The sequence below is a fragment of the Levilactobacillus namurensis genome (assembly GCF_032197885.1).
GTDB classification, from domain to species: Bacteria; Bacillota; Bacilli; order Lactobacillales; family Lactobacillaceae; genus Levilactobacillus; species Levilactobacillus namurensis_A.
The window spans coordinates 2,174,194-2,190,439 of the sequence record NZ_CP134159.1 but is presented as its reverse complement, the minus strand read 5'-3'; the positions used below and the strand labels follow the sequence as shown (position 1 = coordinate 2,190,439).

17 protein-coding genes are annotated in these 16,246 nt (G+C 54.3%); 13 read left to right on the top strand and 4 right to left on the bottom strand.

Going from position 1 to position 16,246, the window contains the following annotated elements; all coding sequences use genetic code 11:
* Nucleotides 1–114: 114 nt before the first annotated feature.
* The 4 genes from RIN67_RS10555 (at nt 115) to RIN67_RS10540 (ending at nt 3,162) form a co-directional block, all read left to right on the top strand.
* Complete coding sequence (locus tag RIN67_RS10555) at nt 115–558, top strand: tumor necrosis factor receptor family protein (protein ID WP_264999959.1); 444 nt, start codon at nt 115–117, stop codon at nt 556–558.
* A 21-nt stretch (nt 559–579) separates the two neighbouring features.
* Complete coding sequence (locus RIN67_RS10550; protein WP_264999958.1) at nt 580–1,236, top strand: WxL domain-containing protein; 657 nt, start codon at nt 580–582, stop codon at nt 1,234–1,236.
* Nucleotides 1,237–1,270: 34 nt separating this feature from the next.
* Nucleotides 1,271–1,978 carry a WxL domain-containing protein gene (locus RIN67_RS10545; protein ID WP_264999957.1) on the top strand — a complete coding sequence of 236 codons (708 nt, stop codon included), beginning with the start codon at nt 1,271–1,273 and terminating at the stop codon, nt 1,976–1,978.
* 158 nt (nt 1,979–2,136) lie between these two features.
* On the top strand, nt 2,137–3,162 hold the full coding sequence (locus tag RIN67_RS10540) for a DUF916 and DUF3324 domain-containing protein (RefSeq protein WP_264999956.1): 1,026 nt from the start codon (nt 2,137–2,139) through the stop codon (nt 3,160–3,162).
* A 628-nt stretch (nt 3,163–3,790) separates the two neighbouring features.
* Here RIN67_RS10540 and RIN67_RS10535 read toward each other — a convergent pair.
* Nucleotides 3,791–4,252 carry a low molecular weight protein-tyrosine-phosphatase gene (locus RIN67_RS10535; protein WP_107740708.1) on the bottom strand — a complete coding sequence of 154 codons (462 nt, stop codon included), beginning with the start codon at nt 4,250–4,252 and terminating at the stop codon, nt 3,791–3,793.
* A gap of 107 nt (nt 4,253–4,359) precedes the next feature.
* Between RIN67_RS10535 and RIN67_RS10530 the strand changes: the two genes are divergently transcribed.
* The 5 genes from RIN67_RS10530 (at nt 4,360) to RIN67_RS10510 (ending at nt 10,037) form a co-directional block, all read left to right on the top strand.
* Nucleotides 4,360–4,932 (top strand): LemA family protein, encoded by a 573-nt coding sequence (locus RIN67_RS10530; RefSeq protein WP_264999955.1) that lies wholly within the window; start codon nt 4,360–4,362, stop codon nt 4,930–4,932.
* 8 nt (nt 4,933–4,940) lie between these two features.
* Nucleotides 4,941–5,840 (top strand): zinc metalloprotease HtpX, encoded by a 900-nt coding sequence (gene htpX, locus RIN67_RS10525; RefSeq protein WP_264999954.1) that lies wholly within the window; start codon nt 4,941–4,943, stop codon nt 5,838–5,840.
* 71 nt (nt 5,841–5,911) lie between these two features.
* Nucleotides 5,912–6,697: a hypothetical protein gene (locus RIN67_RS10520; protein WP_024747916.1), complete on the top strand. Its 786-nt coding sequence runs from the start codon at nt 5,912–5,914 to the stop codon at nt 6,695–6,697.
* A gap of 214 nt (nt 6,698–6,911) precedes the next feature.
* Nucleotides 6,912–8,297 carry a UDP-N-acetylmuramoyl-tripeptide--D-alanyl-D-alanine ligase gene (locus RIN67_RS10515; protein ID WP_024747915.1) on the top strand — a complete coding sequence of 462 codons (1,386 nt, stop codon included), beginning with the start codon at nt 6,912–6,914 and terminating at the stop codon, nt 8,295–8,297.
* 198 nt (nt 8,298–8,495) lie between these two features.
* Nucleotides 8,496–10,037 (top strand): DEAD/DEAH box helicase, encoded by a 1,542-nt coding sequence (locus RIN67_RS10510; RefSeq protein ID WP_107740712.1) that lies wholly within the window; start codon nt 8,496–8,498, stop codon nt 10,035–10,037.
* A 134-nt stretch (nt 10,038–10,171) separates the two neighbouring features.
* Here the strand turns inward: RIN67_RS10510 and RIN67_RS10505 are convergent, their stop codons facing one another.
* Nucleotides 10,172–10,885 (bottom strand): gamma-glutamyl-gamma-aminobutyrate hydrolase family protein, encoded by a 714-nt coding sequence (locus tag RIN67_RS10505; protein WP_264999952.1) that lies wholly within the window; start codon nt 10,883–10,885, stop codon nt 10,172–10,174.
* 347 nt (nt 10,886–11,232) lie between these two features.
* On the opposite strand from RIN67_RS10505, the gene acpS reads away from it, so the two are divergent.
* The 4 genes from acpS to RIN67_RS10485 all read left to right on the top strand — a co-directional run bounded on the left by acpS (nt 11,233) and on the right by RIN67_RS10485 (nt 13,484).
* Nucleotides 11,233–11,592, top strand: a complete 360-nt coding sequence (gene acpS / locus RIN67_RS10500; RefSeq protein ID WP_107740714.1) for a holo-ACP synthase — start codon at nt 11,233–11,235, stop codon at nt 11,590–11,592.
* Between the two features lie 2 nt (nt 11,593–11,594).
* Nucleotides 11,595–12,722, top strand: coding sequence for an alanine racemase (gene alr, locus RIN67_RS10495; protein WP_264999951.1), 1,128 nt, complete (start codon nt 11,595–11,597; stop codon nt 12,720–12,722).
* 83 nt (nt 12,723–12,805) lie between these two features.
* The gene (locus tag RIN67_RS10490) at nt 12,806–13,057 is read left to right on the top strand and encodes a hypothetical protein (RefSeq protein ID WP_024747911.1); all 252 of its coding nucleotides are present in this window, start codon (nt 12,806–12,808) and stop codon (nt 13,055–13,057) included.
* A 13-nt stretch (nt 13,058–13,070) separates the two neighbouring features.
* A complete protein-coding gene (locus RIN67_RS10485; protein WP_024747910.1) occupies nt 13,071–13,484 on the top strand; it encodes a type II toxin-antitoxin system PemK/MazF family toxin in 414 nt (137 codons plus the stop codon).
* Nucleotides 13,485–13,645: 161 nt separating this feature from the next.
* On the opposite strand, the gene cbpA is transcribed toward RIN67_RS10485, so the two are convergent.
* Together cbpA and RIN67_RS10475 are read right to left on the bottom strand one after the other, a co-directional pair.
* Nucleotides 13,646–14,287: a cyclic di-AMP binding protein CbpA gene (gene cbpA, locus RIN67_RS10480; protein WP_024747909.1), complete on the bottom strand. Its 642-nt coding sequence runs from the start codon at nt 14,285–14,287 to the stop codon at nt 13,646–13,648.
* A 321-nt stretch (nt 14,288–14,608) separates the two neighbouring features.
* Nucleotides 14,609–15,991 (bottom strand): L,D-transpeptidase family protein, encoded by a 1,383-nt coding sequence (locus tag RIN67_RS10475; RefSeq protein ID WP_264999950.1) that lies wholly within the window; start codon nt 15,989–15,991, stop codon nt 14,609–14,611.
* Nucleotides 15,992–16,246 lie beyond the last annotated feature (255 nt).

Genomic DNA, 16,246 nt, shown 5'->3' with positions numbered 1-16,246 from the left:
AAAATAACGACGCTTTACCCTGAACGTTCGAGTTTGCGGAACTCGGCAACCACGTTAATTTCGAAAGGTCGGCCGAGTCCCCCACGGAACGTTGCTGAGAAATGAGGAATTGTGATGCGACTAAAATGGTTCGGTTGGTTACTAGTCGGGTTGCTCTGGTGCTGGGGCGGCGTCACGCCGGTTCAAGCCGCGACCGATGCTCAGCAATCCCAATATCAGGTGAAGCTGACGCCATCTGCTTCCAGTGTGACTTCCGGTAGCGATGGAAACTTAGTGAGTGGCGGGTCTGGCGCAACGGGGTCTACGGGGTCCACGGACCACCACCCATCGGCGCCGGGGGATTCTGCGGGCAGTGCCGCATCCCCCTCCGCAACGACCGGCCAGCAAGCGGCCAGTGCCCAACCAACGGGGCGACTCCCGCAATTATCGGAAGGACAGTGGCTGGGTTTGGCCTCCCTGCTGGGCATCATCCTGTGTTTGATGTTGGGGGTCTGGCACTTAAGTCGACGGGGAGCAACATCCGCGTCGCAACCGAAAAATCCTAAAAAGAGATCATAAAATCGAGGAGTGGAAAATATCATGACCAAGAAGACACGACAATTACTTGCATCCGTCGTTTTAATCGCCGGAATCGGCTTGACTAGTGTGACCACGGCTCACGCAGCGGACGAAGGAACCGCGTCAACTACCCAAAGTACGACGGGGAACGTCACGTTAACGGCTGGCGAAGATCCGGAAAACCCAGGTGCCGGGGGCGTCACGTTAAAGGCGGCACCTTACGTGACAGTACCTAGCACTGAAATTGACGGAAAAGACCAAACCATTAGCGGAACCATCGATGCTGGTGCCCATACCGGGACCAATGATGGGAAGCTGACGGTGGTTAACGCAGGGCATAAGACTAGCTGGGACGTGCAAGTCGCCGCTGAAAAGTTCGCCAGTTCCGACGGAGATATCATTGGCGGCAGTACCTTGACCCTGTCCGGCGGGAAAGTGGTAGCTGCCGGTACGTCGCAATTACCATCCGACCTGAGTACGTCTCTGATCTTTAACACGGGAAGTGCTACGGCTAACCAAAAGGTCATTGGGGCGACCTACAACGCTGAAAGTAAGGAAGGGGTCGGCTCGTTCGATACCACTTATGACACAGCGAAGCTGGACTTGAAGGCCGGGAACGTTGCTGGCGACTACCAGTCGACGCTGACTTGGACCTTGACCAACACGCCACAGGCTTAATTGCCTAGCGGTTTAAATAGAAGGAGGAACCACCGTGAACAGACTAATGCTCTTGGTGGTGACCTCGTTGATTCTCGGTGTCGGGGGTGGTGTTCCAGCGCTGGCGGCAACGTCAGCGGGACGGCAGACGACTGGCAACGTCCAGTTGGTCCCGGATGCGACGACGGGTCCGGTAGCGCCGACCGATCCGGACGGTTCCGGGAAGCCGTTTCCTGGTGACCCCGATGACCTGGACAATCCAGGTACCGGCTCTCGAGGTCACTTAACCTTGGATTATTTATCGAACCTAACGTTTCAGCAGCAAGCCATTCAAGATGGAACCATCACCGCGACGGTCACTAACACGCAGCCGTTTATTCAGCTGAGTGACCGGCGGGGAAGTGGGACGGGCTGGAGTTTGATGCTCAAGCCCGAACCCTTGGTGGGTCAGACTAATGGCGCGCAACTAAGGGCCTTAACGGTCAGTCTAGGTGAGACGCGCTTCTTATCGGCCGGAGAAAACGCCAGTCGGCAACCAGATGTCCTGGTGACGGCGACGCAGGCGCTACCGGTGGGCAGTTATTCGCTAGTGGCTCGGGCGCAGGATACGCCGGGCAATCGCCAGGGAGTGGGCACCTGGCTGTGGCGGTTGAATACCAGTCCGACCCAGCCGATGCGTCTCAGTATTTTAGAGTCGGCGGTGACCCGGGAACAGACCTACCAGGGGACGCTGTCTTGGCTATTGACGGATACCCCGCAGTAGGTGGCGGGCAATCGAAGAAAGTGAGTTGGTAGCGCTGGTTGCAGAGCCAGCGCTATCTTTGCGTGTTTGCAGGGTTACTAAAGCAGCTGAGTGGTCGTCCCCGAATTCGGTGCTCAGCCTTGCTATAATGGGGACGATTTAAGGAAGGTGGGAGCGCCATGAAGAAAAGAATTTGGCAGGGATTGATCATTTTAGGAACGTTGTTGTTCACCATTGGTGGGTATCAACAGTTGGCTAAGGCCGAAAGTGTGGGGTATACCGTAAATGCGGTGCTACCGAAAAATCAAGATGACAAGAACGCCACGTACTTCGCCTTGCGGGTCAAGCCGAACCAGGAGCAACGGCTAGGAATCGTCATTGGGAACCAGACCAATCAAGCCCAGAAGTTCCAGGTAAACGTGAACCAGGCGATTACCAACGCGAACGGGGTCATTGATTATAGCCAAGTCAATCCTAAGCGGGACAGCTCGTTAAAGGTGGGCATCAAAGATATCTTCGACAAGACCCAGTTACCAGTGGTGACGGTGCCGGCGAAGAGTACCAAGAAGGTCTACGTGCAGTATCGAATGCCCGCAGAAAAGCTCGATGGGATGATTCTAGGGGGCATCAACGTTAAGAAACTGGACCGGGGTCAGACCACCAAAAGTAAGGGTGTAACCATTAGCAACAACTTCGCTTACGTGATTGGTCTGCGACTGCGGGAATCAGCCTTAGAAGTGGCACCGGACATGAAGTTACTGGATGTGAAGGCGGGTCAGATCAACTCCTTGAATCAAGTGGAGGCCACGCTGCAGAACCCGCGTCCGGGGATGATGCGGAACTTGAAGGTCAAGGCCCGGGTGACTAAGGCGGGCGACAGTAAGGTTTTATTGCAGAATGAAAAGGCCAACATGGCAATGGCCCCCAACAGTCATTTCGCCTACGCCCTACCTTGGGGCTCAACGCAATTGTCCGCGGGGAAGTACACGTTGACGCTGGATGCAACGGCTAAAGGCGGTTACCAGTGGCACTTCACCAAGGACTTTACGGTGACGCAAAAGGAAGTTGGCAAGTTAGCGAATAAGTTCAACCAACCGGCAACTCCGAATTACTTCTGGTGGTTCGTCGCGGGGGGTGTGGTCATTGTGCTTCTGCTGGCCATCATCATTTACTTGCTGCTGAAGAATCGTCGCCGGCAGGATTAAGATTCGGGCACTCCGGTTAGGGGACCGGACATCCCGAAAAACGTAAACGTTCAGGTAAAAGGCGCTGACCGCGTCCAGGAATCACCGCTCAGCCATCATTGGCAAGCTGGTTAACTGGAAGCGCGGTCAGCGCCTTTTTCTTTTGACTTTTAACTTAGAACGCACTAGGGTCGGGCTGGAAACACAAGTGTGTTGATACATCCGGTCCCACCAGCCAGCAACACTAGAGTCAATTATCCGCCTTACCGGGCGGCCAGCTAGGGCTGGAACGCAGTGGGCGCCACTTCGAGCCAAAGAGCGGTCTCGAAGCTGGGCCTTTGACTAGGGCAGCTGAGAAACGCTCCCCAAGTCAAATTTCACTGCTGAGCCCTAGCTGACCACCCTCACGGCTCACGTTAGCGCTAGAATGGCCTACTGCGTTAATCATTGTCGCGCCTCTATGTGAGGTCCCGCCAGCCGATAGGGCCCAGCCGGTGACATTAGCGTTAGGCCAGGGGTTCTCTGGCCTTAGGCTAAGGCCGAGCTTTGAGATTCGCGGGTTTAGCGAAGCTCAAAGTCGTGCCCACTGGCGTCACGGCCCTGCCAATCGGCTGGTGGGACCGGATGTAACTCTACCAATCCTCACAGGTTAGTGGGCTAAGGCTTGGAGCCAAGCGGGGATCGCTGCGGCCAGTTCTTGGTAGGTTAGTTCGAACTTGTGGGTGTACCAGGGGTCGTCGATGGCCTGTCCCTGGCGTCCGGGGAGGATGTCCAGGCAGAGCTTGATCTTGGCGGCATCAGCTGGCGTGGGGGCTAGCCGTTGCAGGTTAGCTACGTTGGCGTGGTCCATGGTGATGATGGTGTCGGCCCAAGCAAAGTCGGCTGGCGTGATGGGCCGTGACCGGTGTGCACTGGCATCCAAGCCATGTTGACGCATGGTTTTTAGCGCGCCGGGATGGGGATGGTTACCCTCCTCTTCGGGGCTAGTCGCGACGGATTGAACGGTAAATTCACGTTGCAGGCCGTTTTGGTCGATCTCTTTTTGTGCGATGGCTTCGGCCATGGGGGAGCGGCAGATGTTACCGAGACAAACGAATAAAATATGGTGCATGGTGGGACCTCCTAATTAATCCTTAAATCGTGATGAACAGGCTGGTTTCGCTAAGGTGCCTTTGTTATGATTAGTCTAACAAATTAACTTGGAGGAGTGGTAACTTTATGGCATGGATTATTGCAATTGTTATCGTGGGCTTACTGGTTATCTGGTACGTTAGCATCTATAACGGCCTGGTCCAGATTCGGACCCACGTTCAAGAATCTTGGAGTCAGATCGACGTGCAATTGAAGCGGCGAAATGACTTGATTCCGAACCTGGTCTCGACTACTAAGGGGTACGCGACTTATGAAAAGTCGACGTTACAAAAAGTGGTGGAACTGCGGAATCAATTAACGGCGGTGCCGGCCGGGGACCGGCAACAGACCATGGAAGTGTCCAACGAATTGTCGGGGACGTTGCGTTCCCTGTTCGCCGTTGCGGAAAACTACCCAGATCTTAAGGCCAACACCCAGTTTACTAACTTGATGGAAGAATTGACCAACACGGAAAATAAGATTGCGTACTCGCGGCAACTTTACAACAGTACCGTGGCGAGTCTGAACATGCGGGTCCAATCCTTCCCCAGCAACTTAGTGGCTAACATTCACCACTTTGCGATGGAGAAGTATCTTGAAGTTCCGGCAGAAGAAAAGGCAACGCCTAAAGTTTCTTTTGACGATCTGAATACGAAGTAGGCGAGACCATGTTATATGAACAAATTGCCATGAACAAGCGCCGAACGGGCTACGTCATGGCGGGCTTCGGTCTTCTCGTCATGGCGGTCGGTGCGGCGTTAGGGGACGTCTTTTGGGCCAGCTGGTCAGCCGGTGTCGTGGGGGCCGCCATCGTCACGGCGGTCTACATGGTCCTGATGATCAGTAACTCAACGAACGTTATCATGAGCATGAACCACGGGCAAGAGATTACCCAAGAAGACCAGGCACCGCAACTCTGGCACCTGATCGAAGACATGGCTATGGTGGGTCAAGTTCCCATGCCGCGGGTCTTCATCATTAACGATGCCAGTCCGAATGCCTTTGCGACCGGCAACGACCCGGCCCATTCGGCGGTCGCAGTCACCACGGGGCTACTCGAGCGGCTGAACCGAGAGGAGTTGGAAGGTGTGATTGGCCATGAGGTGTCGCACATTCGCAACTACGATATTCGGTTACAGACCATTGCCTTAGCGTTGGCGGCGGCCATTGGGTTCTTAGTGAACTTCGCCAGTAACTGGTTCTGGTGGGGCGGTGCGCGCCGCCGCGACGATGACGACGACCAGGGGTCAGCCGGTAACGTGATTGGGTTAGTCATCTCGGTAGTGTTACTGATACTGGCCCCGTTAGCGGCGAGCATTGCGCAGATGGCGCTGTCCCGGAACCGAGAGTACCTCGCGGATGCGGCCAGTGTTGAGCTGACCCGGAATCCACAGGGGTTGATCTCGGCACTGGAGAAGATCGATGATAGCCAGCCGATGCAGGCGGCCGATCCCAACAGTTCGGCATTATATATCGGGGATCCGTTCAAGAAGAAGCGAAAATTGGGTGACTTATTTGCCACTCATCCGCCCATTGCGGACCGGATTGCCCGGCTGGAAAAAATGTAGAAAATAAGCGATATTCTCGCGTTATTTCGGTGTACAATGAAAGAGGAAATTAGCAGAAAGAGTGTAAGAGTATGCGTGGAAATTTTGTCTATCTCAGTTTAGAGCCAGTTACCAACATGGTGTATTCGTTGGGAATCTCGCCCGCCGATTTTTTAAATGGGGTCCCCGAGGTGCCCAATCAATTGTTGTTGCTGAACGCTGAATCCGGAAACGACGTGGAAATCAATCCCCATACCCGTTTTCAGACCGTTTCGGGTCAGGCCCAGGTGCGGCGGTATTTGTTAGGGAAGCACACCCAGCCCGTGAAGTGGTTGGATTACCTGCACGCCGATGATCTTGATTTCCTGTTACCCACGGAGATTGCGGAGTTGCTCTACTTAGGGCACATGGAGACGCATATTCGAACGCCGTTTTACGCCAAATTGCAAAACGAATACGCCTTTCTAAGCTTGCGGGATGGCTTCTACAAGGTCTACTATCAGCACCTGAACCATTTCGGACACGTACTGGACGTGAGCATTAAGCGGCATTTGCGGGCGATGCATAACAACCGTTGGGTCTTCGCCCGACCGTTGTCAATCACGGACATTCCCCACGAAATCCTGTTGCAACTAACTGAAGGCTTAATGGATGGTGCCGTGATCGCCTTCGATCAGTTGGTGGAACGGCGGCGGGTCTACCTGATTCCGGTACGTGCCGTTCAACACCCGGAGCATCAGGCCGCCTGGCACACCCAAGAAGAGGTTTACGCCGATTCGAAGGAAGTCGCCAGTTTACGGTACGACTTGGCAACGCGGGAATGGTCGCTAACGATTCACGATAACCAAGAATTTGGTGAAGTCGCGGATTTGATTTAAGCTGAAATTTATAGAAGTCTCCCTAGTGATGGGGAGGCTTTTTGTTCGGTCTGGGGCGCGGGTTGCCGGCGATGAATGGGAGGACTTTGGGAGAATTCGGTGAGTTATCCGCGTTTCATGGTATAATGGTAACCAGAATTTTACACCGGCCCGGTCGCATAGGGCCTAGCTAAAAGACGGTGGCAATTTGCCACACGAAATGGGAGTCGACATTATGAAGATGCAACTTGCGGAAATTGCCCATGCGGTAGGGGCAATCAACGATTACGAACAATGGGCGGACGTCGACGTGACCAGCGTCGCGTTTGATAGTCGCCACCTACAACCGGGTGGCCTGTTCATTCCGCTAACGGGGGAACAAGACGGCCACCAGTTTATTCAATCAGCGATTGATCATGGCGCAGCAGCCACGCTCTGGGCTCAAGACTTAGCCACGGCACCAGCGGGCTTTCCGGTGATTCAAGTCGCCAACTCATTGACCGCGCTCCAGACCCTAGCCCGGTATTACCTGACCAAGATCAACCCACGGGTGGTCGCCGTCACGGGGAGTAACGGGAAGACCACGACCAAGGATATGGTTGCGGCGATCTTAGGGACCCAGTTCAACGTGACCAAGACTTACGCGAACTTTAACAATGAAATCGGTGTGCCGATGACGGTTCTGTCCATGGAACCCAACACGGAGATGCTGGTGGTCGAGATGGGGATGGACCGTCCCGGTCAGCTGGACTTTCTCAGTAAGTTGGTCACACCGGACGTGGCGATCATTACCATGATTGGAGAGGCCCACATCGAATTCTTCGGGACCCGGGACAAGATTGCGGATGCTAAGTTTGAGATCACCCATGGTCTGAGCGATGACGGGGTCTTCGTCTATGATGGTGATGAGCCGTTATTGCGGGAGCGGGTCGCGGACTTAAAGCAACGTCAGTTGACGTTCGGTCGGCAGACCACCAACGACTTCTACGCGACTAGCGTGCAGGATACGGCGACCAGCACCAGCTTCACCAGTAACGCCTATCCTGACGTGACCTTTACGGTACCCATGATTGGGGAATACAACGTTAATAATGCGTTGGCGGCTTTGGCCGTGGCCCAGATCTATCGGATCCAAGCGGCAAACGCGCAAAAGGCGTTGGCGACGGTTCCGTTGACCAAGAACCGGGCCGAGTGGCTGACCAGTACGCAGGGGGCTGCGGTCCTCAGTGACGTGTACAACTCGAACCCGACGGCGGTCCGGGAGGTCTTGGGCGCGTTTGCTCAGACCCCGGTCAAGGGTCGGCGGTTAGTGGTCCTGGGGGACATGTTGGAGTTGGGCGATCAAGCGGACGCTTTACACGCTGGCTTGGCGGACGCCTTAGACCCGACGAAGTTTGCGGGGGTTTATCTGGTGGGTCCCCACATGGTGGCCTTACAGACGGCTTTGGCGCAACAGGCGCCAGATTTACCCGTAACGCACTTTGACACGGACCAACTGGATCAGTTGACGCGGACCTTACAGGCCACGTTGACGGCTAACGACCAAATTTTGTTAAAAGGGTCGCACGGAATCCACTTGGAGAACGTCCTGGCGCAATTGGTGCCGGATTCTAAAGACTAAAATAAGTGAAATGTAAGCAATTCCTAGAAGTCGTAGGAGTTGCTTATTTTGTTGGGCCGTTGTATGATGGTTTGGTTGTAAAATTTAAGAACTGACTTACTCCGCTCTAGCCAATTGTTTTTCGCAGCATGGGAAACGGATTTTTTCCAAGAATTGCAAGGCACTAGGGTGACGTTACCCATACAGGAGGAAAAATATTTGAAGTTTAAAGAACTGGGTCTCTCCGATGACCTATTAGCAGCTGTTACTGATGCAGGTTACGAGGAAGCGACCCCAATTCAAGCCGAAACCATTCCAATGGTCTTAAAGGGCCAAGACGTGATTGGTCAAGCTCAGACTGGGACCGGTAAGACGGCCGCCTTTGCACTCCCGATTCTGGAAAAGATTGATAAAAGCAATCCGAATGTGCAGGCATTAGTGATCTCCCCAACGCGGGAATTAGCGATCCAAACGCAAGAAGAAATCTACAAGTTAGGTCGGCACGAACGGGCTAACGTGCAGGTCGTCTATGGTGGGGCGGATATTCGCCGTCAAATCAAGTCCTTGAAGAACCACCCTCAAGTGGTGGTCGGTACGCCTGGTCGGTTATTAGACCACATCCGGCGGCACACGCTGAAGTTAGACCACGTTCAGATGCTGGTCTTAGATGAAGCGGACGAAATGTTGAACATGGGCTTCTTGGATGACATTGAAGACATCATCAAGCAATTGCCAGAAGAACGGCAAACCATGCTCTTCTCCGCAACCATGCCACCTGAAATCAAACGGGTCGGTGTGCAGTTCATGCAAGATCCTAAGCACGTGAAGATTAAGGCCAAGGAATTGACCACGGACTTGATCGACCAGTTCTACGTTCGTTCGCGGGACTTCGAGAAGTTCGATATCATGACGCGGTTCTTCGACGTGCAAGACCCTGACTTGACCATCGTCTTCACGCGGACTAAGCGGCGGGTCGATGAAATTTCGAACGGATTACAGGCGCGGGGTTACAACGCGGCTGGGATTCATGGGGACCTGACGCAGAAGCGCCGGACCCAGATCATGAACGAATTCCGTCACGGAAAGTTGGATATCTTAGTCGCGACGGACGTCGCTGCCCGGGGGATCGACATCAACGATGTGACCCACGTGTACAACTACGATATTCCACAAGACCCTGACAGTTACGTTCACCGGGTCGGTCGGACCGGTCGTGCCGGGAAGCACGGGGTTTCCATGACCTTCGTGACGCCGAACGAAATGGGTTACTTGCGAGAAATTGAAAAGTTGACCAAGGTGCGGATGCTCCCTCTGAAGCCGCCTTCGGCTGAAGAAGCCTTTGTCGGCCAATTAGGGGTTGCTAAGGAAGCCGTTACCGAATTGGTCAACAAGACGGATACTGAAAAGTATGCTTCAGCGGCTAAGAGCTTGCTGGAAGAATACGATGCTGAAGACTTGGTTGCAGCGCTCTTGAACGACGTGACCAAGGACGACAGTAGTCAAGTACCGGTTAAGATCACGCCAGAGCGGCCACTGCCTAAGCGCGGTGGTAAGCGCCATGGCGGTGGCGGCTATCACCGTGGTGGTGGTAACCGGCACGGCAACGGTGGTGGCTACCATCACCGGAACAACGATCGTCGCGGCGGCAGCCGCAATGGCGGTCGCGGTTACGAAGGTAACCGGGGACACCGTAGCAACAACGGTGGTCGGCGGTCCGAAGGAAGCGGCAAGCGCGGCTTCACGATTCGGAAGAAAGACTAGTTTCACTTAAAAAGAGAGATTGATTGGAAAGAGCGCACTGACCGGCTGGTCGGTGCGCTCTTTTTTTCGGCGAGGATAGTTGAAATGGGGAAACCCGTGGAACCACGGAACGTGGTGTTAATGACGGAGTGGGTTTAGAGCCGGTCCGTGAACGCCTGGAAGAGCGCACGTTGTTCGGGGTACGCCCGCCACATATTTTCCGGATGCCACTGCACGCCTTGGATGCTGGCATCGGCGTTCTCAATGCCTTCGATGACGCCGTCACTGGCGCGCGCCACGATCAGCACGTCATCGGCGGGAAAACGTACGGCTTGATGGTGGCGCGAGTTCACGAAGGGGTGCTGCCCCACGGCGTCTTGGAGGGCCGAAGGGCGCACGGTGACGGTGTGGGTCGGCAGGTTACCGGGAGCCGCCTGTTGGTGCTTGAGGAGGCCCTTGCCGGGGTACTGGGTCGGCAAATCTTGGTACAGCGTCCCGCCTAAGGCCACGTTGACCACGTGCATCCCGCGGCAGATGGCGAGGATCGGTAAATGTTGGGCGACGGCGGCCCGGACCAGGGCAATCTCGAAAATGTCGCGGCGACGGTTGGTGATGCCTAAGGCCGGGCGCGGGTCTTCGCCCATAAAGGTCGGATCAACGTCGGGTCCGCCGGTGAGGATTAAGCCGTCGAGTGGTGCCAAGAGGTCGGCCACGTCCGTGGTGGGGACGGGGGCCAGACCTAGTGGAATGGCTTGCGTGGCCGTGACCGCGTCGACTAACGGCCGGGGCACGAAGTCGGCGTGTTGTTGATTGATGTAGGGCATCGGAGCCAGTAGCTCGTCCGCCGTGATGCCGATGATTTTTTTCATTGTTCAGACTCCCTTATGCGTAAGCGTTCCTTCGATTCTAGCGCAACTTGCGGGTTTCGCCAACTGGCATGGCCCAGTTGAGTGTCCGGGTCATGCTGATTTGGGAGTAGCTTATTTATTGATTGGGTAAATTAATTATGCTAACATTTAATTATCGAAAGCATACCTTATTTCTAATTGATGAAGGTAAGGCTGGTCTGGCGGAGGTCCCGGTGGGGCACTCAATGACGGGACTGAGACGGGATTACTAGTGTTTTGGTAACGATTTGCGTTAACCGGGGATACGTCACCCCCAACATGACTTGGCTGTGCTAGAATAAGGCTTAGACGTTTAAGGGGGTGACACCGTGATCTACGGAACTGGAATCGATATTACGGATTTAGCACGGGTCCAGCAAGTGGTGAGCGATTATCCGGCGTTTCTAACGCGGGTCCTAACACCAGGGGAACTCAGTGATTATCAACGCTTGAGTGGCCAGCGGGCCGTGGAGTTTCTAGCGGGCCGGTGGTCGGTGAAGGAGTCGTACGGGAAAGCCTTGGGCACCGGGATTGGTAAGGCCTTCGGGTTTCAAGACCTAGAAGTTCGTGACAACGCTGCTGGTCGCCCCGAAGTTAGACGTCAGCCGTTTAGGGGCATCGCGCACGTCTCGATATCACATACCGCGACTGTGGTGATGACGCAAGTTATTTTAGAAAGAGGGCAATAGTCATGGTAGTTGGGGTACATCGGCCCACGCAGCTGGTGATTGATCGTCAGGCGTTGCGGCATAATATTCAAGCAGAAGTTAGACGGTTAAAGGCCGGGTGTGACTTATTCATGGTGGTCAAAGCCAATGGTTACGGTCACGGGGCGGCACAAGTTGCCCGCGTAGCCAAGGAAGCCGGGGCCAGTGGCTTTTGTGTGGCGATTTTAGATGAAGCGCTGGAACTGCGGGCAGCGGGCTTTAATGATCCCATCTTGATCCTGGGGGTCACTCGACCGCAGGATGCACCGTTGATGGCGGCCCAGAAGATCTCCGCGACGGTCGCGGCAACGGATTGGCTAGCCGAAGCGGCAAAGTACCTGGCCTTGGCGCCAACGAAAGCACCGTTACGGGTGCACCTAGGCCTGGATACCGGGATGGGACGGATTGGCTTTAGAACGCCGGACGCCTTGAAGACCGCAACGGATTTCATGACCACCCATTCAACGGAATTCATTTTTGAGGGGATCTTCACCCATTTCTCCACGGCCGATGATCCGGACGACCGTTACTTCAAGGGCCAGGTCGCGAAGTGGCACGCGCTAGTCGACACCTTACCGCACCGTCCCCGCTACGTTCACGTCTCGAACTCGGCCACCAGTCTTTGGCACGATGCCTGCAACGACAACCTGGTGCGGTTCGGCGTTGCGGGTTACGGGCTGAATCCGTCCGGTGAAGCCATTCCGCAGACGCCGTATCCGCTGGAGCCAGCCATGAGTCTGACCAGTGAACTGGTGTACACCAAGCAGTTACACGCTGGAGAATCCGTGAGTTACGGGGCGACCTACACGGCGCAACAAGACGAGTGGGTCGGTACGGTTCCGATTGGGTACGCCGATGGCTACGAACGGCGCCTTCAAGGCTTCCACGTCTTGGTCGCTGGTCAGTTCTGCGAGATTATCGGCCGGGTCTGCATGGACCAGATGATGATTCGCTTACCGCAGGCTTACCAACGGGGTACCAAGGTCACGTTAGTCGGACGCGATGGTGACCAGACCATTGGCCTCCAAGACTTGGCAGATTACTGCGGGACCATTCATTATGAGCTGGCTTGCGGCTTTACCGATCGCCTACCGCGGCACTACATCAATTAATTTACTAGGTTTCCCGTATCATGGGTGAAGCTTTCGTGGTAAACTATATTGGAGAAGTTTAGTGACCAATTAGGAGGGTTACCATGATGCCGACACGACCAACGATGCATGCTCGGATTCGCGTTAAAATTTCACGGGCGATTCAGCGCCAAGCGTTAATCACCGTCCCGACTGAGCAAGCCGACCAATTAGCATTGATTCACGGTTACCAGGCGATGGCACCGATTAATCGGGAGATTGTTCGGGTCTTTACCCCGTGTGAGGAAGAGGCCGAACGCCACTTAACACAATTTCGACGGCAACAAGTAGCACTGATAAAAAAATCCAGAAGATAGGGGATGGCGGCCTATGGCCCGTGTTGAGGTTAAGCGCGGGGACGTTTTCTTTGCCGATCTATCACCGGTCGTTGGTTCGGAACAGGGTGGGATGCGCCCCGTGTTGATTATTCAAAACAACGTGGGGAACCACTATAGTCCGACCGTTATCGTGGCGGCAATCACCGCCCGGATTGAGAAGCCTAAAATGCCGACGCATGTCGGCATTTCGGCCGCTCATACCGGAATTGAGCGGGATTCCGTCATTTTGCTTGAACAGATTCGAACGATTGACAAGCAACGGTTAAAAGACCAGGTGACACATTTAGATGTCAAGACGATGGCCCAGGTGGACGCCGCTTTGGCGACCAGCATTGGCCTGGTGGATCGGTCGCGAAAGAAAAGACCCGCAAGAGTACATAGCACTTCAAGACCAGCGCGCACGTAGTTTCGGGTGCGCTTTTTCTGGTCGATTCCGTCCCGGCACGGACGGGAGCGATGAGATGACTGAAAACTCAAAAGCAGCTTACCCCCACGGTGAAGAATGGGGGTAAGCTGCTTTTTTAAGTAACACGGTTCGTGGTGGCTGAAGACTGTCTGTCAGTCGACTTAGCTTTCGTGACGAAGGTCTTCAATTTCTGGAACGTGGAATTCCTTACGTTCCAGGGCGTGGACGATCCGGTCAAGCTTCTCTTGGTCCACTTCTGCAGGGAGCGTAAACATGGTTCGGTGAACCAGTTCACCTTCTTGGGCGTCCAGGCTGATCACACTGGCAATCGAGGTGTACTTGGTGATGACCTTAGCCATCCCGGCCAAGTCACCCCGTTCACCGGCGGAAACGACGGTCAATACGTAACTGCCGATGTTGACGTTCCAAGATTGGGACAGCATGTCCATCAGCCGGGTATGCGTCAAGATGCCGTAGAAAGCGTTCTTGTCGTCCAAGACGGCGATGTACGGAAGATCCTTGATTGAGAAGAAGACGTTAAAGAAGGCGGCGTTCACGGAAATGAACTTGGTGGCGTTCTTTAAGAGGGAAGTAACCGGGAGCTGCATATCGCCGCCCCGCGATTTATGACGATAGATGTGCATCTTGTAGATGTTTCCCCGGAAGATTTGGCCCGTTTCGTCTAGAATTGGCACACACCGGTAACCAGAGTCTTCAAGCACTTTTAAGGCTTGCTCCAAGGTGACATCCTCGCGAACCGTCACTAACCGTTCTTTCGGTTTCACTAGGGATTTAAGCAGCATAGCAGATGACCTCCTAAAATTAGAAACTTCTCATAATCTCTTCTCATCATACCATACTCCCTGCATATTCGGTAGCATCTTTTCCAGAATTTAATGGTAAAATGAGAATAACATCTAGAGCAGAGGAGGGTGGCAAGGTGAATAAGGACTCGCACGATGATGACCGGATCATTACCAAGAAGTGGCTGTATTGGACCCTAGCGGGATTCATTGCCATTATCGTCCTATTGGCGATTGGCGTGGCCATTAAATAGACGGTTAAGTAAAACCCACCGATTATTCAATCAACTGAATAATCGGTGGGTTATTTTTAAAGAATCATTAGAAAACCAAGACGGGGGTTCCGACCTTCACGTTGGCGTAGACGGACGCAATCTTGGAAGGCGGCGTGTTGACACACCCGTGGGAGCCGTGCTTCACGTACCAGGTGCCCCCGTATTGCGGTTGCCATGGTGAATCGTGAATGCCCACACCGGTGTCGTCAACGGGCATCCAGTACTTGACCTTAGAGGCGTAGCTGGAGCCGTTGTCGTTCTTGCCCCGCAGGGTCGTGTTCCGTTGCTTACTCCAGATGACCCAGACACCAGACGGCGTGTGATGCGCGGTGGTTGGTAACCCCGTGACCACGTCCGTCGAGACCACCAACTTGCCGTTCTTGTAGACCCACATGTGTTGGTTGGTCTTGTCGACTTCCACGTAGGAGTTCCCGATGTCGGTGCCGTCCTTGTGGTATCCGGACCCTTGGATAACGGGAGTCCGCGTCATGCCTTGGCCCTTAGCGACCAGTTGATCGAGTTTAGGGGCTTCGGACTTGACGTTGATACTCCAGCCATAGAGCCCAGCTGGCACTTTGACGGTGTCCCGCTTGGTGGACTTGAAGGACCGGGTCTTATAGACGGTGCCGTACTGGTGACTTAACTTGGTCAGGTAACTTTTGACCTTGCTTTGGTTAGTTGCCACTTGGCCGTCCTTCAAGGTGATCCAGCTGGCTAAGGTTTCGGCCGGAATCGTTAGGGTGTGCTTGCCCAGTTTGTAGACGTATTTTTGTTTGGTGATTTGTTGGGCCTTGGCTAGGGCCGTCTTAAAGGCCGTACTCTTGACGGTCACTTGGGGTTGAACGTAATCCCCCGCGACGTTGACCGTGGACTGACCCTTATCTAAGGCCCGGGTGATGGACGCTGCGACCTTGGTAGCGTCCAGTTGGTTCCCCGTCTTTTCCTTAGTTGCCCGGTACTGGCCGTCCTGGTAAGTGAACGTGGCGTCCGTTGGGGCCGTTCGGGTCCGGTTGGCCTTAGTGGTGATCTGGGTGGCCAGTTGTTGGACGCTCTTTTGGTTCTTACTGCTGGTGTCCAACTTCAGGGTATCTGCCGTGGCAGAAGTCAGGTGAGCGGGCCAGCTCCAGGCATTTTGCTGATTGATCAGTTGCTGTAAGGCCGTGACAGAAGTGATCTTCAGGTTGGCTTCTTGCGGTTTGAAGGTGCTGACCGTTTGCTTGCCATCCTTTAAGGTTAGTTGGTGCATCGCCGACTTGAGCTTAGTGGCCGCCTCCTGAGCGGTATTGCCCCCGACGTTAACGCCCGCGATTTGGGTGTCGTTGAAGAACACTTTAGCGCGGGAATAGTGCATGGCTTGACTGACATATAGAGCGCCAACCGCTACGCAGGCGGTTACGACTCCAATGACGAGTGCTTTGCGTTTTTGCATGGTGTAGCCTCCCTAAGAATAGTACCGGTGGCTCAAAAGTCGCCAGTTTAACGATCCGTGATTATCTTACCCTCAGATTACTTCAAAAAGCCTTAAATCACAATGCAAATGCAACTTAGCCGTCAGTTACCGACTAAGATTGCACCGTGCTAACTGAGCGTTTTTCCCCGGATAACGGGATCGTTTACCCCCGATGGTGCTCGTGGGGGAGGATTAGTCAACTCGTAAAATTAACGGCGAGTTAATAAATTCCAC

Bases quoted from the DNA above. Each gene is read 5' to 3' on its own strand.
- RIN67_RS10555 (WP_264999959.1), top strand. From the start codon at position 115: ATGCGACTAAAATGGTTCGGTTGGTTACTAGTCGGGTTGCTCTGGTGC.
- RIN67_RS10550 (WP_264999958.1), top strand. From the start codon at position 580: ATGACCAAGAAGACACGACAATTACTTGCATCCGTCGTTTTAATCGCC.
- RIN67_RS10540 (WP_264999956.1), top strand. From the start codon at position 2,137: ATGAAGAAAAGAATTTGGCAGGGATTGATCATTTTAGGAACGTTGTTG.
- RIN67_RS10535 (WP_107740708.1), bottom strand. From the start codon at position 4,252: ATGCACCATATTTTATTCGTTTGTCTCGGTAACATCTGCCGCTCCCCC.
- RIN67_RS10530 (WP_264999955.1), top strand. From the start codon at position 4,360: ATGGCATGGATTATTGCAATTGTTATCGTGGGCTTACTGGTTATCTGG.
- htpX (WP_264999954.1), top strand. From the start codon at position 4,941: ATGTTATATGAACAAATTGCCATGAACAAGCGCCGAACGGGCTACGTC.
- RIN67_RS10520 (WP_024747916.1), top strand. From the start codon at position 5,912: ATGCGTGGAAATTTTGTCTATCTCAGTTTAGAGCCAGTTACCAACATG.
- RIN67_RS10515 (WP_024747915.1), top strand. From the start codon at position 6,912: ATGAAGATGCAACTTGCGGAAATTGCCCATGCGGTAGGGGCAATCAAC.
- RIN67_RS10505 (WP_264999952.1), bottom strand. From the start codon at position 10,885: ATGAAAAAAATCATCGGCATCACGGCGGACGAGCTACTGGCTCCGATG.
- alr (WP_264999951.1), top strand. From the start codon at position 11,595: ATGGTAGTTGGGGTACATCGGCCCACGCAGCTGGTGATTGATCGTCAG.
- RIN67_RS10490 (WP_024747911.1), top strand. From the start codon at position 12,806: ATGATGCCGACACGACCAACGATGCATGCTCGGATTCGCGTTAAAATT.
- RIN67_RS10485 (WP_024747910.1), top strand. From the start codon at position 13,071: ATGGCCCGTGTTGAGGTTAAGCGCGGGGACGTTTTCTTTGCCGATCTA.
- cbpA (WP_024747909.1), bottom strand. From the start codon at position 14,287: ATGCTGCTTAAATCCCTAGTGAAACCGAAAGAACGGTTAGTGACGGTT.
- RIN67_RS10475 (WP_264999950.1), bottom strand. From the start codon at position 15,991: ATGCAAAAACGCAAAGCACTCGTCATTGGAGTCGTAACCGCCTGCGTA.